This is a genomic window from Haloglomus halophilum (assembly GCF_024298885.1).
Lineage (GTDB): Archaea > Halobacteriota > Halobacteria > Halobacteriales > Haloarculaceae > Haloglomus > Haloglomus halophilum.
On record NZ_CP101166.1, the window covers coordinates 3,387,782 to 3,402,231 of the forward strand.

Genomic DNA, 14,450 nt, shown 5'->3' on the forward strand with positions numbered 1-14,450 from the left:
GTTATCGGAGAGTCCTGATGATTACCGAGTAATGTCGGAGGTTCGCGAGATATCCGTCAGTCGTCCGCGGGCGTCCGTGCCCCATCGGACCGGTCGGCGGCCGACCGGACGGGTTCGCCGAAGCAGTAGACCGTCTCCGCGGCCGTCACCTCCACCTCCAGGAAGTCGCCGGGTTCGACGCCGTGTTCGGAGGCGCCCTGGACGATGATCTGCCGGTAGGCCGAGTCCCGGCACTTCACGGAGTCGCCGGTCCCCTGCTCGACACAGAGGACGCGCCGGCGCTCGCCGACCATCTCCTGGTGGGCCTCCAGCACCACCTCGCGCTTGAGTTCGCTCATCGCCTTCGAGCGCTCCTTCTTGACGGTGCCGCCGAGGCCCTTCAGGTCGGCGGCGTCCGTGCCCGGCCGCTTCGAGAACCGGGTGACGTTGACCTTCTCGGGCCGCACCTCCCGCAGCAACTCCATCGACTGCTCGTGGTCGGCCTCGTCCTCGGTCGGGAAGCCGACGATGAAGTCCGTCGAGAGCGTCCAGTGGTCGAGCCGGTCGTCGAACGTCTCGACGATGTCGCGGAACTTCGCGACGCGGTGCTGGCGGCGCATCTCCTCCAGCACCTCGTCGCTTCCGGACTGGACGGGCAGGTGGATGAAGTCGTACAGCTTCTCGTTGCGCGCGAACACGTCGGCCAGCTCCTCCCGGATGCCGTGGACGCCGCCGGGGTTGGCCATCCCCACGCGGACGCGGAACTCGCCGTCGATGTCGCAGATACGGTCCAGGAGTTCGGGGAGCTTGCGCTCGTCCTCGTCCCAGCCGTAGACGCCAGTGTCCTGGCCAGTGACACGGAGCTCCTTCGCGCCGGCGTGGACCAGTGCCTCCGCCTTGCGGACGTTCTCCGCGACGCTCGGGCTGTCGATGCGTCCGGTCGCGAACTTCGTGATGCAGTACGAGCAGTTGCTCATGCAGCCCCGCGCGATGGGGAGGATGCCGACGACGCCGTCGAGGACGGGCTCGGCGTCGGGCGTCGTCGTCGGGCACTCCCCGTTCGTGACCGCTTCGGGGACCTCCTCCCAGTGGAGGACCTGCGCGTCGATATCGGCGTCCGCGAACTCCTCGCCCTGCGCGAGCGCCATGCAGCCGGTGACGATGAGGTCCGCGACCTCGGATTCGAGTTCCTCGGCCCGCCGGAGCATGTTCCGCTCCGTCTTCTCGACGACCGTACAGGTGTTGAGGATGGCCACGTCGGCCTCGTCCGGCCCGTCGACGGGGTGGTGGCCGGCGTCGCGGAGCCGCCGCTCGATCTCGCGGCTCTCCCCCCGGTTGGACGTACACCCGTACGTCTCGATGTGGTAGCGGGCCATCGCTTCGTGTTGTGGGGGATTGCGGGTGGGTCAGCAAAAGGCCACGGGTTCGGTAGCGGGAGTTCGGTGGTTGTTGTGAGTGTGAATTTCGGTCCGCCTCCGAAGCCCTCACGCTCTCGACTACCGTCAGACGTTCCTGCTCGGCCTCCGGCCTGCGCGGGCTGCGACTGACGTTGTTCGCGGCTTCGCCACTCACCGTCCGCGGCTCGCTGTGCTCCTCGCTCCCTGCGGTCGCTGCGGTGCTTGCGTCGCCGGGGACGGGTCGAGCGCGCTCGCCTTCCGCTGGACTCGCTTCGCTCGGCTCACCTTCGATTCCGCCAGGGCCGCAGTGCGTCAGTCGGGTCCGTGGGCCTCACGCCTCCCCAGCCGCCTGCGATGCTCGGCCTCGCTTCGCTCGGCCTTCGCTTCTCGTCCCTCGCGCGTGCGCGGCGGCTGGCCTGCGGCACAGCCGCCAGCGCGCGCCCGTCCGACTGACGGGTTGCGAGCGAACGCACCGGGTGTCGCGCCGTCGCTACGCGCTCCGCAGGCCCCCACCGTCCACGGGCAGGGCCGTCCCGTTCACGTACGAGGAGGCGGGGCTGGAGAGCCACGCGACCGCCTCACCCAGTTCCTCCGGGCGCCCCATCCGTTCGAGGGGGATGCCCTCGTTCCAGGACTCGCGGCCCTCGTCGTAGTCGGCGAACTCGCCACGCTCGACCGACTGCTCGATGATGTCACCGATGCGGTCCGTCTCGTGGGCGCCCGGGAGGACCGCGTTCACCCGGACCTCGGGTGCGAACTCGCGGGCCTGCGTCTTCATCAGGCCGATGACGGCCCGCCGGACGCTGTTCGAGAGGACCAGCCCGTCGATGACCTCCTGCACCGAGCGGGAGGTGATGTTGACGATGGTGCTGGCGCCGTTCTCGCCTGCCCGGTCGCCGTCCCCGGCCGCGTCGGCGAGATGCGGGTACGCCGCTCGCGTCGTCCAGACCGCGGACATGACCAGCAGGTCGTACGCGCGGTACCAGTCGCCGTCGTCGGTGTCGAGGAACGGCCCCGACGGCGGGCCGCCGGCCGAGGTCACGACGTGGTCGAGACGCCCGAACTCCTCGACGGTGCGCTCGACGAACCCCTCGACGGCCTCCTTCTCGGTGATGTCGGCTTCCACCACGAGCACGTCGCCGGACCCGACGGCCCGCAACTGCTCGCTGGCCTCGTCGAGGTGCTCCGGCGTCCGGCCACAGACCGCCACGTCCGCGCCCGCCGCCGCGAGAGCGAGGGCGCTCGCACGGCCGAGGCCCGCGCTGCCCGCGGTCACCAGCGCTGCGTTCCCATCGAGGTCGAGGTCCATGCCGGCGGGTGGTACGGCGGCGCGGTAAAGCTTCCCTGTCGTCGACTACTCGCGCTCGACACCGTGGAAGGTGACCAGCAATCCGCCGGCCTCGCTCTCCCCGAGTTCGACGGTCCAGTCGTGGGCCTCGGCGATCTCCTTGACGATGAACAGGCCCAGGCCCGTGCCGTCACTCTGGGTGCTGTATCCGGCATCGAGCGCCTGCTCGATGATTTCGGAGTCCATGCCCGGCCCGTCGTCGGCGACGTGGAGGCGGTCGTCATCGAGCCAGACACGAACGGTGACGGCCGCGGCGCCGCCGCCGCCGCTCGCGGCGACCGACTGGGCGCCCTCGCTGACCCCGTCGCCGGACTGCGTCCGGCTGCCCGTGGAGCCATGCTCCACGGCGTCCCGCTCCTCCGGAGCGGGGCTCGTCGAACCGTGTTCGACGGCGTTCCGGTAGAGGTTCTCGAAGACGTGGAGGAGCCGGGTGTGGTCCGAGCGGATGCGCCCGAGGTCGCCGAGTTCGAGTTCGGCGTCACCGGTGGGGACGTGCCGCCACGCCTCCAGCGCCACGCGCTCGACATCGACACCCTCCGGGTCCTCGATGGTCTGACTGCCCCGGGCCAGCACCAGCATCTCCTCGATGATCTCGTCCATCCGGTCCAGCGCCTCCTCGATGTCGGCTGCGTGGGGGACCTCCGTCTCGTCCCGCGCGAGGTCGAGGTATCCCTGCGCGATACCCAGCGGGTTCCGGAGGTCGTGGCTCACGATACTGGCGAACGCCTCGAGATGTTCGTTGCGCCGCTCTAGTTCCCACCGCCGCCGCCGGCGCTCCGTGATATCCGTGTAGACGAGGTAGCCGCTGGTCACCTCCTCGCCCTGGAGGGCGCCGATGCCCCGGAGACGGAACACGCGCTGCTCGTCCTCGCTGTCGCTCCCGAGCTGGCCGGTCACCTCGACGTCGAGGGTCTCACCGGTCCGGAGCTCGTTCAGGAGGTCGGTCAGCTCGTCGGTATCGTGGGGCGGGACCGGCAGCTCCGTCAGCAGCGACCCGACGGTCGTCGTCGAGTTGATGCCGAACGCGTCCGCGAAGCGGCCGTTCGTCCGGCGAACCACCGCGCCCTCGGCGGTGAAGGCCACCTCGACGGCCGGGTCGACCGCGTTCTCGAACAGCGACGGCGCGTCCGTGGCCGAGCGGTCCAGCCGGCGGACCCGGAGCCGGTTGCGCAGCGCCCGGGCGGCCAGCGACAGCGGCGACTCGTGCGTCGAGGCGATGTGGTCACAGATCTCCAGCGCCTCGTCGACGGCGTAGTCGCTCTGCTGGCCGAGGTCCACGGCCGCGACCGCCGCTTCGACCACCTCTCGCGCCCGCCGGTAGCCGACCGTCTCGCTCAGCCCCGTCACCAGTTCGCCGAAGTCGACCCGGCTCATCGTGGGAGGAGGTAGATGACCGTCGTCGTGTTATGATAGCCACTCAACTGGTCGCGGTCCATCGCCACCTCGCCGTACGTCTCGAACCCGAGCAGCGGGCTGTCGAGTTCGTCGGCCATCGCGTCGACCGCGGCGGAGAACCCGTCCCCGAGGGCGGTCGACCGGCAGATGCAGTCGAACACGAGCGCGCCGGCCGCCTCGCCGCCGAGTGACTCGCGCGCCTCCCGGGCCGCCCGGCGCGCCGACTCCACCTGTGCTTCCCGGGACCCCGCCGTCACCCGGAGGACCACCCCCTCGGGCATCGAGCAGGCGAACCGGAGCGACCCCCCTGGTGCGGTGGTGAGCCCCGGCCAGCGGATCTTCAGCCCGTTTCCGGTCACGAGGCCGAACGCGTAGTTCGTGAGCGCCATCGAGAGGTCCTCGCTGCCGGCCTCGAACGCGTCCACGTCGATTCCGTCATCGGCGGCGTGCTCGCGGATCTGCTCGCGCCACACCTCGAACGCCGGCTCGCCGTCGAGTTCGTGGACCACCGGACCCTCGCTCTCGGTCACCCGAAGCGGCGGCGAGATGGGGCTGTGGCCGTGTGCGACGCTGACGACGGGCGCGGTGCGTGACTCGACCAGTCCCAGCGCGACGCCGTCGGTCGTCACCGCGTCGTCGGCCATCACGTACGTCGCCTCCAGTTCGAGGTCGTCACCCGCCGACCCGCCCGCGATGCGGACGTCCGGACCCAGCTCGACCTTGCTCGCCAGCGTCACCTCCTCGCCCTTCCCGGCCAGCCCGTCGTGGAGGTTCAGTACCGAGCGGTGGGGGTGTGTCGTCGGGTTGGTCGGGCTGTTCGGGAACCCCGTGATCGCCTCCTGGACGGCCGCCTCCTCGTCGTCGGTCACGCCGTGGCCCAGCCCCGTGTGGAGCTGGTGGGTGTCGCTCATCGAGAGCGCGACGCCCACGGACCCCGACGCCCACGTTCGGTGCGTGAACTCGCCGGCGGACGTACAGCCGAGCAGCGGTGCCTCCGTGGCTTCGCGAACGGTCGCCGCCACCACCTCCGGGTCGTACACCGGGGACGCGAACACGACGGCGAAGGACGCGTCGCCCGGTTCCACATCGATACCGTCGACAGCACGGCGCAACGCCTCCCGGGCCGCCACCTGCCCGTCCTCGCCATCGGCCAGTCCCACCACGAACCGGTCGCTCATCTGCTCCGATGTTCACGTGGCACCGAATAACTCCACCGGCGGTTTACAGCCTCTGAGAGAACCTTCCGAAACCGGTTTCGACCTCAGGACCGGCGGACGGTAACCTGTCCACTACCGGTGACGGCGACGGTGATGTCCGTCCGGACCTGTCGGCCCTGTACGGCGTCGCCCGCAGCGTCCCCGACGAGCTTCATCAGCTCCGGCGCGGTGCGGGTCACCTTGACGCCGGCGTCGTCGCAGGCGGAGTAGACACGGTTCGGCACGTCGTAGAGGTCGGTCCCGGACTCGACGGTGACACGGACGGGCGCGTCGAGTGCCTCGGCGAACGCGACCGTCTCCCTGGCTTTGGCGACGTTCTCGCGGGCGCTGGCCTCGACGGAGGAGACGTTCGCCCGCGAGGTCCCCAGCTTCTCCGCGATGTCGGCCTGTGCGATGCCCCGCTCGCGGTAGACCAGTACCTCCGCCTGTCGGCGCGTGAGAACGCTCGTCTCCGGGTCGAACCCGACCTCGCCGAGTATCGCGTCGACGTCGGGAAGGCCGTCGTCGCTCACGTCAGTCGTCCTTGCCCCAGAAGTTGTCACGGCTGCCCAGCCGCTCACGCTTGGCGCGCCGGTTGCTCTCCCCCTCTCCCTCGGCCTCGTCGTCCTCCTCGTCGTCCTGGGCCGCGGGGTCGGCGTCGTCGAGGCCCGTGTCCTCGTCCCCATCCGCGTCCTCGTCGTCCGCTTCCTCCTCGAACGGCAGGCGCTCGACCTCCTCGGCCCAGGCGAGACTGGAGCGGACGGTGTCGATACGGACCTTCGCACGTGCGTCCGGGAGGACGCCGTCGACCAGGACGATGAACCCGTCCTCCGTGCGGCCGACGCCGGCGCCGCTCTCGTGGATGTCCTCGACGGTGACGACGATCTCCTCACCGGGCTTGACCGGCTGGGACTTCAGGTCGCGGATCGGCTGATTGTAGTGCTGACACCACTCGGCGCCACCCCGGTCGCCGTAGTGCTGACAGCCCATCCCCTCGATACGCTCGGAGAAACTGGGGCAATCGTCCGCGAGTGGGCAGTCCGACATACACGGTGGGTTTGCCGGGACGGGTTATAACGGTCCCGGGTGGACCGCTCGTCCGTCACAGCGACCCACAGCGGAAGCCTCGGGGAGCCGCCGGAGCGACCTCACAGCGAACCGCAGAACGACGCGACGAGCTGCTCCCCGGCGTCCGTCAGAATCGACTCCGGGTGGAACTGCACCCCCGCGTGGGGCCGGTCCCGGTGCCGTACGCCCATCACCACCCGGCGCTCGTCATCGGTCCACGCTGTTTCCCCAAGCGCGTCCGGCAGGTTCCCGCGCTCGACGGCCAGCGAGTGGTATCGCCCCACGTCGAACCGTTCCGGCAGCCCCGCGAACACGCCCGCGCCGTCGTGGCGGACCGTCGAGGGCTTGCCGTGGACGACCTCCGGTGCGTGGCCGACCTCGGCACCGTGGGCGGCACACAGCGCCTGATGACCGAGACAGACGCCGAGCGTCGGATACCGCAGGTCACGGAACACCGGAATCGAGACGCCCGCCTCGCTCGGCGTCCCGGGCCCCGGTGAGACGACGATGCCGTCCGGGTCCAGTGCCCGGATGTCGTCGGTGTCGACGGCGTCGTTCCGGCGGACCACCACGTCCGCGTGCGTCCCGACGTACTGGACGAGGTTGTACGCGAAGGAGTCGTAGTTGTCCACCACGAGCACCGTGGGACGTGGCTCGTCCGCGGCCGACTGGCTCCCGAGGTCGGACCCCGCGCTCAATCCGCCGACACCTCCTCGACCGCGAGGTCGGCGCCGGCCAGCGCCTCGTCCACGGCGGTCACCAGGGCCCGGCCCTTGGCCAGCGTCTCGTCGTACTCGGCGTCCGGGTCCGAATCGTGGACGATGCCCGCGCCGACGCGGAGCCCGTACTCCTCGCCCGTGCGCACGAGCGTCCGGATGACGATGTTACAGGTGGCGCGCCCGTCGAAGCCGAAGATGCCGACGCTCCCCGTGTAGGGCCCCCGGCGAGTGGCCTCGACCTCGTCGATGAGCGCCATCGTCTTCGGCTTCGGCGCGCCCGTGATGGTGCCGCCCGGGAACGTCGCGGCGAGCGCGTCGGCCACGTCGTACCCTTCGCGCAGGCGCCCCTCGACCAGCGAGACGAGATGCATCACCTCGGCGTAGCGGTCGACGCGGCGGTACTCGCGCACGTCGACGGAGCCGTACTCGGAGACCTTCCCGAGGTCGTTCCGTTCGAGGTCGACCAGCATCGCGTGCTCGGCGCGCTCCTTCTCGTCGCCGGTGAGGTCGCGTTCGAGGGCGCGATCCTCGGCGTCGGTGTCCCCGCGCGGTCGCGTGCCGGCGATGGGCTCGGTGAGCAGGCGGCTGCCGTCGCCGGCCGGGTCCGGCGCCACGTCGAGCAACAGTTCGGGCGAGGCGCTCACGAGGTCGACGCCCGGGAACTCCAGCAGCGACGAGTACGGCGCCGGGTTCACGCGCCGGAGCGCGGCGTACGCCGCGACGGGATGGACGGCGGCGGGGGCGACGAGCCGCTGTGAGACGTTCGCCTGGAAGGTGTCGCCGTCGCGGACGTGGCGCTTGATGCGCCGGACGCGCCGGCGGAAGGCCGCACGGCCGCACTCGCTCTCGAAGGTCGCTCGTTCGGCGCGGACGGGTGGCCGCCCCACCCCGGGGTCGCCGTGCTCGATGCGCTCGACGAGTTCCATCGCGCGCGCCCGACCGTGTTCGTACGCGGCCCCCGCGTCGTCGTGAGCGTCCAGGCGGGGGCATGCGGTCACGCGCAGGGTCGTGCGCTCGCCGCGGGGCTCCGCCCACGCCGCCACGCGGTCGAAGACGGCCAGCTGCATCCGGGATAACCCCCGGTCGTCGGTCGTCGTCTCGGGCAGCGACTCCAGTTCCCGGGCCACGTCGTAGGAGAGCCAGCCGACCGCGCCGCAGGGGTACGGCACGTCGCAGTCGCCACGGGCGAGCGTCTCGGCGTCGAGTACCGACCGAAGTGTCTCGAGTGTCGGGGAGTCCGGCGGGTCGAACGGCCCCGGCGGGTCGTCGTCGCTGGTGTCGTCACGCTGCTGTCCGTCGTCACGCGGCTGGACCGTCATCGCGTCCGGTCCCACCTGCACGCGTGTCACGGGGTCGACGGCGAAGTAGCCCCAGCCGTCCTGCCCGCCGGTGGTCTCGAGGTAGACGCCGCCCGGGCCGTCGCGGGCCCGGCGGTAGGCGTCGAAGGGGTCGGCCACCGTGGCCCTGACCTCGACCGGGACGCGAGCGTGGGTGGGTGCCGAGCGGGCGACCCGCTCGAACGCCGCCCGGTCGGTGACGACGGTCGTCATTGGGTGGTCGGTAGCGACCGGTGGCTAACCGTCTTGCGGTCCCCACAGCGGGGCTGCCGGGTGTGTCGCTCTCGGGACTCGGCAGCAGGATTATGACCGTCGGCCGTCGAGTGGGCCCCAGAAAGCATGGCGGACGCCGACGACCCGCACGACCTGCAGCGCTTCGTCGAGGCACAGGACTCGGTCATGGAGACGGTCGAGCGGGAACTGCGGGCGGGTGACAAGCGGAATCACTGGATCTGGTTCGTCTTCCCGCAGGTCGCCGGCCTCGGCAGCAGCCCCACGACGCGGCGCTACGCCATCTCGTCGCGGGCGGAGGCCGAGGCCTACCTCGAACACCCGGTGCTGGGCCGGCGCCTTCGCGAGTGGACGGAGCTGGTCAACGATGTCGAGGGTCGCACGGCGAACGAGATATTCGGCCACCCGGACGACCTGAAGTTCCGCTCGTCGATGACGCTGTTCGAGGCGGTCGCGGACGACCCGGAGCCGTTCAGGACGGCCATCGAACGGTACTACGACGGCGAGCGGGACCCGAAAACGCTCGCGTTCCTCGAGGACGACTGACCCCGGCCCGCGGTCGGGCGGCCGGGCGGCCGGCGCGCTCACCTCGACTCCGACTCCGCCCCTGCGCCGGCCAGCGCCCCGTCCAGCCCCGGAACCGGCTCGTACTCGGTCTCGCAGGGCTTGCCGTCGGCGTACTCGAAGACGGCGCCCTCCGGACCGATGCGGAGGAGCGACGAGGACTGGGTGCCGAAGCCGTCACCGTGGATGCAGCGCCCGTACTCGTGGTCGCCGAGGACGGCCCGGGCCCGGTCGATGAACTCGCGGGCGTTCTCTCCGGGCTCGGGGCGCAGTTCCTCGCGGACACGGTCGGTATCCTCGGCCTGCTGGAGGCCGACCTCCGGGCGGTTCTCCGGGACGAAGTAGCTCCCGTCCCAGCCCACGTTGACGACGGCGTGGACGCCGGGGTCGAGGTTCCGGACGATGAGGCGGCCGTCCCACGAGAGGAGGATGGCGGCGGTCGCGTCGGCGACGACGAGGTGGAACGGGTTGTAACCGCCATCTTCGACGGTCCGCTCCACGAAGCGGGCCGCGTCCTCGGCGGTCTCGTGGCCGAGCGCGTCCTGTACCAGCAGTCCCCGGGAGCGTTCGCCGTCGCGGAGTGGTTTCCACCGGTTCGTGATGCCGACGAACAGGCCCGCCTCGTTGTATCCCATCCAGGTGCCGCCCGCCCGTTCGTCACGGGGTGCGACGTAGCGGAGCGGACCATCGCGGACGGCCGGCGGGCTGCTTGGGCGGCCGTCCGCCTCGTCGCGGTTCGCCGCGACCGTCACCGGCGCGTCCGCGAACGTCTGCCAGGCGAGGATGAGGGTACACACGCCGTGCCGTAGGCCACCTGGCCGCATAAATCCGCGTGGCAGTCGATGCGGTGGTGAACCCGTTAGCACGCTCCCGAGGACCACTTCCACCGTGCGGCGAACGGTAATACGGGGGGCCGCACCACCGTGCCCGCATGACCGATTCCGATTCGGACCTCGGCGACTTCGCCAGTTTCACGCCCGACGACGAGGGCGACGGGGCCGACGACACGGATGCCGGCGGGGGGTCGGCAGGAGCGGAGAACGGCGCGGCCACGGAGGCCGACGCTGGAAGCGGTGCGGGCGACGACGCCGAGCGGTTCGACGAGATGGCCGCGACCCCGGCCGGGTCGGACGAGGGGCTCGGCACCCTCTCGGCCTCGGAGGGGCTCGTCATCAGCGAGGACGAGCGCGACACGCGGATGAAAGCCTACGTCACGGTGAACAACCGCTCCCGGGTCCGAATCGGGAAGTACCTCGTCGCGCCGTATCCCGACGGCGAGTTGCTGTTCTCGCGCATCACCGCGCTCGAGTACGCCCAGGAGTTCCGCTCGGACGACGCGACCGAGATTCACGCCCGGCGGGCGATGCGACAGGATGCCGCCGACGAGCGCGACTACAAGTTCATGGCCACGCTCGAACCCCTCTCGGTCCTCTACCGCGAGGGCGGCGAACTCCGGCGGCGGATGGCCGACCGTGTGCCTCGTCCCGAGACGGTCGTCCGGGAGGCGACCGACGAGACGGAGATCAAGACCGGGCTGAAGATCCCCGAGGACGGCGTCTTCCTCGGCCACCTCGCGGTCGGCGGCGAGAAGGTGCGGACGGGCGCGTCTCCACCGACGGTCGACTACCGGCTCTCGGACTCCTACGACTCGGGCGACCCGCTCGTCTTCCGGCACGCGCTCGTCGCCGGCGGCACGGGGTCGGGGAAGACACACGCCACGAAGAACGTCCTCCGGCAGTACCTCGGGCGCACGTACGAGATGGACGACGACCGGACGCCGGGCGTCGCCGTCGTCCAGTTCGATCCGCAGGACGAGTACGCCCAGATGCACGACGACAACGACGCCATCACGGACGAGGACGCCCGGCGCTACGAGCGGGAGGGGCTCCAGTTCGGCGGCTACGACGACACGAAGGCGTTCGTCCCGCAGGTCGGGTCGGCCGGCTACTCCGGCGGCCACCACCGCGCCGAGCAGGTCCCGTTCACGGTGCCGTTCTCGATGGTCCGCGAGCGGCCCTGGCTCGTCGCCTCTGCGGGTCTTAACGACAACCAGTATCCGGCCCTCCAGCGCCTGCTGGAGCGGTTCTTCCAGCAACACGGCGATAGCGGCACGTACGACGAGTTCACCACCTTCCTCGACGACCCGGCGCTCCGCGAGGAGCTCCACGAGTCCGGGCAGGTCCACGAGGCCACCTTCGACGCCGTCCGGCGACGGGCATACGGCTTCGGGAGCGTCTTCGACCAGGACGCCCAGCCCATCACCGACCTCGTCAACGAGTTCGTCCGGCCCGGAGGGCTCTCGACCGTCCCCACGTACCACATCAACTCCTCGCGGGAGGCGACGACCGTCGTCCTTGCGGTCGCGTCCCTGCTCGTCGACCAGAAGCTCTCGAACGACCCCACCTACGACCGCATCAAGGAGACGCCGCTCGTCCTCGGGATGGACGAGGCACACAACTTCCTCACCGACGCCGACAGCGTGCAGGCCCGGAAGGTCGTCTCGAAGTTCTCCGAGGCCGCCAAGCAGGGGCGCAAGGAGCGGCTCGGCCTCTTCCTCATCACGCAGGACCCCCAGGACATCGCCGACCCCATCTTCAAGCAGGTCAACACGCGGCTCGTGCTGAACCTCGGCGACGAGGACGCCGTCTCCGCGGTCAACCTCCCCAGCGCGCTGGAGGGGAAGGTCCCCTACTTCGAGAAGGGACAGCTGGCGGTCTACTCGCCGGACAACTCCGAGCCCGTCGAGCTCATCGGGCTGTCGAACTGCCTCACGAAGCACGGCCGGGACTGAAACACGGCCGGGGCCGAACCGTCGTCTGCGTCGCCGTCCGGCGACAACCACGCAGTGTGGCGATTCGGACCCCCCGTCAGGTACGTATCTTTATATGTGACCCGTCCACAGGGAGGTGGTATGGATACCGATGACGCCCCTCGCTTCGACTTCCCCGGGGCGTTCGACCTGTCGGGCGAGGTGGCGGTCGTCACCGGCGGGTCACGCGGTATCGGGCGGGCCATCGCTCACGGACTCGCGGCGGCGGGCGCAGCCGTGGCACCCGTCTCACGGACGGAATCTGACGTTGCGGAGGTGGCGGCCGAACTCGACGAGTACGGGGCCGAGACGTGCGTGGCCACCGCGGACGTGGCCGACGAGGCGGACGTGCTCGACTGCTTCGAGACCGTCGCGGCGGAACTCGGGCGGCCGTCCGTCGTCGTCAACAACGCGGGCATCAACCCCGAGGCCGCACTCGGCACCCCCGACCGCGTCGACACCGACGGGTTCGACCAGGTTAACAACGTTAATCTCCGGGGGGCCTACGCCTGCGCCCACGCGGCGGCCGAGCACCTAGAAGCGACGGGGGGGTCACTGGTCAACGTGGCCAGCGTCGGCGGGCTCGTCGGACTGCCGCGTCAGCACCCCTACGTGGCCTCGAAGCACGGACTGGTCGGCCTCACGAAGAGCCTCGCACTGGACTGGGCGCCGGATGTCCGGGCGAACTGCCTGGCACCCGGCTACGTCGCAACGGACCTGACCGAGGACCTGACCGGGAACGAGGAGCTCGCAGCCTCTATCCGGGAGCGAACGCCGCTCGACCGGTTCGCCGACCCCGAGGAGGTTGCTGGCCCCGCGGTCTTCCTCGCGTCGCCGGCGGCGAGCTATCTCACCGGCGCCACGATCTCCGTCGACGGCGGCTGGACGGCCCGGTAGCGGAGGTGGAACCTCGTCCACGTCATCGGGGGTCTATTATTCTCGTCACCAGAGACCATTATATTGTAACCGGCATACGACGGCCCCACACATTTATCTGTGCGGTGGGCTAACGTGCCACCGGTATGGCTAACGATGGAAACCGAAGCGGTGCGAACGAGGGCGAGACACCTGACCACGCCGACTCCGACCGGCGGGACTTCCTGAAGGTAACCGGACTCGGAGCGGCGGGTGTCGCCGCGGGACTGGCCGGCTGTACAGGCCCGTCCGACGGCGGTGATGGTGACGGCGGCGGTGGTGATGGTGGCGACGGCGGAAGCGGTGGCCTCCCGGATACCATCCGTGTCGGTGCGCTCGGCCCGGCAGAGCAGTCGTTCGGGAGTTCGATCATCAACAGCGTCGAGCTGGCCGCCGATGAGATCAACAACGACGGTGGTATCGGCGAGAACGGCGCCACGGTCGAGGTCGTCAGCGGCGACACGAAGGACCAGCCCAGCGTCGCCCGGCAGCGATACGAGGAGATGACCTCCGGTGGGGACGCGGTCGACGCGACCATCGGCATCTTCGGCTCCGAGCAGCTGCTGGCGCTGATGCAGAACATCGCCCAGAAGAAGACCGTCCACCTGACCGCCGGCTCGGCGACACCCGAGGCCCCGGCACAGGTGAAGACGGACTACGACAAGTACAAGTACTGGTTCCGGGTGGGCCGGTCAACTCCTCGTTCCTGGGCGACAGCCTGCTCCAGTACGCTGAGGACAGGTTCGCCGATATGGGCTGGGAGCGGGTCGCCTTCGTCGCCGAGCAGTACAAGTGGACGGAACCGGTCACCCGGAAGATCAAGAACAACCTCGAGGACCGGGCGGACGTGACGCTCACCTCCGCTCGCCGTGTCTCCGAGGGGACCGAGGACTTCTCGCCGGTGTACGACCAGCTGGAGAGCGAGAACGTCGACGGCTGCTTCACCGCCCTGGCACACACCGGTGTGAACGCGCTCGGCCAGTGGGCCGGCCAGCAGCGCCCGTTCGGGTTCGGCGGCATCCACGTCCCGACGCAGCTCCCGTCGTTCTACGAGGCGACCAGCGGGGCCGCCATCGCCACGTTCAGTCAGACGACGGCGACGCCGAACTCGGCAGTCACCGAGAAGACCATCCCGTACGCCGAGGCGTACAACGAGGCCCAGGACGGCTATCCGGTGTACAGCGGGTACAGCGCCTACGACGCGATGTACATCCTGAAGGAGGCCATCGAGTCCGCCGGCACCGTCAACAGCGACGACCTGGTCACGGAACTGGAGGCCACGTCCTACACCGGCACCTCCGGGCAGATCGAGTTCTACGGACAGGACAAGAAGTACCCGCACGACGTCCGGTACGGTGCGGAGTACGCCCGTGGCGTCTACTTCCAGTGGCAGCAGGAGAACGGCGAGGGCGTCCAGAAGACCATCTGGCCCGACAGCCTGGCCGATTCTGAGTACAAGAAGCCGCCCTGGGTCTGAACCGCCCCACCAGCA

The 14,450-nt window shown here is 70.1% G+C and carries 14 protein-coding genes; 5 read left to right on the plus strand and 9 right to left on the minus strand.

The genetic code is table 11. The annotated features are described in order from the left end of the window. Nucleotides 1-56 precede the first annotated feature (56 nt). From NL114_RS16435 to NL114_RS16470, 8 genes are all read right to left on the minus strand, one after another. Nucleotides 57-1,355 (minus strand): tRNA (N(6)-L-threonylcarbamoyladenosine(37)-C(2))-methylthiotransferase, encoded by a 1,299-nt coding sequence (locus NL114_RS16435; RefSeq protein WP_254822001.1) that lies wholly within the window; start codon nucleotides 1,353-1,355, stop codon nucleotides 57-59. Between the two features lie 511 nt (nucleotides 1,356-1,866). Further along, nucleotides 1,867-2,685 carry an SDR family oxidoreductase gene (locus NL114_RS16440; protein WP_254822002.1) on the minus strand — a complete coding sequence of 273 codons (819 nt, stop codon included), beginning with the start codon at nucleotides 2,683-2,685 and terminating at the stop codon, nucleotides 1,867-1,869. Between the two features lie 45 nt (nucleotides 2,686-2,730). Beyond that, the gene (locus NL114_RS16445; RefSeq protein ID WP_254822003.1) at nucleotides 2,731-4,098 is read right to left on the minus strand and encodes a sensor histidine kinase; all 1,368 of its coding nucleotides are present in this window, start codon (nucleotides 4,096-4,098) and stop codon (nucleotides 2,731-2,733) included. Beyond that, complete coding sequence (locus NL114_RS16450; RefSeq protein ID WP_254822004.1) at nucleotides 4,095-5,297, minus strand: FIST signal transduction protein; 1,203 nt, start codon at nucleotides 5,295-5,297, stop codon at nucleotides 4,095-4,097. Before NL114_RS16450 ends, NL114_RS16445 begins: the two co-directional genes overlap by 4 nt. Nucleotides 5,298-5,380: 83 nt before the next feature. Beyond that, nucleotides 5,381-5,848, minus strand: coding sequence for a Tfx family DNA-binding protein (locus NL114_RS16455; protein WP_254822005.1), 468 nt, complete (start codon nucleotides 5,846-5,848; stop codon nucleotides 5,381-5,383). 1 nt (nucleotide 5,849) lies between these two features. Then, nucleotides 5,850-6,362: a TRAM domain-containing protein gene (locus tag NL114_RS16460; RefSeq protein WP_254822006.1), complete on the minus strand. Its 513-nt coding sequence runs from the start codon at nucleotides 6,360-6,362 to the stop codon at nucleotides 5,850-5,852. Nucleotides 6,363-6,463: 101 nt separating this feature from the next. Then, nucleotides 6,464-7,081 carry an anthranilate synthase component II gene (locus tag NL114_RS16465; RefSeq protein ID WP_254822007.1) on the minus strand — a complete coding sequence of 206 codons (618 nt, stop codon included), beginning with the start codon at nucleotides 7,079-7,081 and terminating at the stop codon, nucleotides 6,464-6,466. Further along, entirely contained in the window at nucleotides 7,078-8,652 is a 1,575-nt protein-coding gene (locus NL114_RS16470) for an anthranilate synthase component I family protein (RefSeq protein ID WP_254822008.1), read from the minus strand. Before NL114_RS16470 ends, NL114_RS16465 begins: the two co-directional genes overlap by 4 nt. 126 nt (nucleotides 8,653-8,778) lie before the next feature. On the opposite strand from NL114_RS16470, the gene NL114_RS16475 reads away from it, so the two are divergent. Beyond that, the gene (locus tag NL114_RS16475) at nucleotides 8,779-9,216 is read left to right on the plus strand and encodes a DUF1810 domain-containing protein (protein ID WP_254822009.1); all 438 of its coding nucleotides are present in this window, start codon (nucleotides 8,779-8,781) and stop codon (nucleotides 9,214-9,216) included. A gap of 38 nt (nucleotides 9,217-9,254) precedes the next feature. Here the strand turns inward: NL114_RS16475 and NL114_RS16480 are convergent, their stop codons facing one another. After that, complete coding sequence (locus NL114_RS16480; protein ID WP_254822010.1) at nucleotides 9,255-10,031, minus strand: NRDE family protein; 777 nt, start codon at nucleotides 10,029-10,031, stop codon at nucleotides 9,255-9,257. 134 nt (nucleotides 10,032-10,165) lie between these two features. Here NL114_RS16480 and NL114_RS16485 point away from each other — a divergent pair, with 134 nt between their 5' ends. From NL114_RS16485 to NL114_RS16500, 4 genes are all read left to right on the plus strand, one after another. After that, on the plus strand, nucleotides 10,166-12,025 hold the full coding sequence (locus NL114_RS16485; RefSeq protein WP_254822011.1) for an ATP-binding protein: 1,860 nt from the start codon (nucleotides 10,166-10,168) through the stop codon (nucleotides 12,023-12,025). A gap of 120 nt (nucleotides 12,026-12,145) precedes the next feature. Then, complete coding sequence (locus NL114_RS16490; protein ID WP_254822012.1) at nucleotides 12,146-12,940, plus strand: SDR family NAD(P)-dependent oxidoreductase; 795 nt, start codon at nucleotides 12,146-12,148, stop codon at nucleotides 12,938-12,940. 125 nt (nucleotides 12,941-13,065) lie between these two features. After that, nucleotides 13,066-13,809: an ABC transporter substrate-binding protein gene (locus tag NL114_RS16495; RefSeq protein ID WP_254822013.1), complete on the plus strand. Its 744-nt coding sequence runs from the start codon at nucleotides 13,066-13,068 to the stop codon at nucleotides 13,807-13,809. After that, nucleotides 13,710-14,435, plus strand: coding sequence for an ABC transporter substrate-binding protein (locus NL114_RS16500; RefSeq protein ID WP_254822014.1), 726 nt, complete (start codon nucleotides 13,710-13,712; stop codon nucleotides 14,433-14,435). The genes NL114_RS16495 and NL114_RS16500 overlap by 100 nt, the downstream gene beginning before the upstream one ends. Nucleotides 14,436-14,450 lie beyond the last annotated feature (15 nt).

Coding starts and splice junctions, on each gene's coding strand:
- NL114_RS16435 (WP_254822001.1), bottom strand. CDS start 1,355: ATGGCCCGCTACCACATCGAGACGTACGGGTGTACGTCCAACCGGGGG.
- NL114_RS16450 (WP_254822004.1), bottom strand. CDS start 5,297: ATGAGCGACCGGTTCGTGGTGGGACTGGCCGATGGCGAGGACGGGCAG.
- NL114_RS16475 (WP_254822009.1), top strand. CDS start 8,779: ATGGCGGACGCCGACGACCCGCACGACCTGCAGCGCTTCGTCGAGGCA.
- NL114_RS16490 (WP_254822012.1), top strand. CDS start 12,146: ATGGATACCGATGACGCCCCTCGCTTCGACTTCCCCGGGGCGTTCGAC.
- NL114_RS16495 (WP_254822013.1), top strand. CDS start 13,066: ATGGCTAACGATGGAAACCGAAGCGGTGCGAACGAGGGCGAGACACCT.
- NL114_RS16470 (WP_254822008.1), bottom strand. CDS start 8,652: ATGACGACCGTCGTCACCGACCGGGCGGCGTTCGAGCGGGTCGCCCGC.
- NL114_RS16500 (WP_254822014.1), top strand. CDS start 13,710: ATGGGCTGGGAGCGGGTCGCCTTCGTCGCCGAGCAGTACAAGTGGACG.
- NL114_RS16460 (WP_254822006.1), bottom strand. CDS start 6,362: ATGTCGGACTGCCCACTCGCGGACGATTGCCCCAGTTTCTCCGAGCGT.
- NL114_RS16445 (WP_254822003.1), bottom strand. CDS start 4,098: ATGAGCCGGGTCGACTTCGGCGAACTGGTGACGGGGCTGAGCGAGACG.
- NL114_RS16485 (WP_254822011.1), top strand. CDS start 10,166: ATGACCGATTCCGATTCGGACCTCGGCGACTTCGCCAGTTTCACGCCC.
- NL114_RS16440 (WP_254822002.1), bottom strand. CDS start 2,685: ATGGACCTCGACCTCGATGGGAACGCAGCGCTGGTGACCGCGGGCAGC.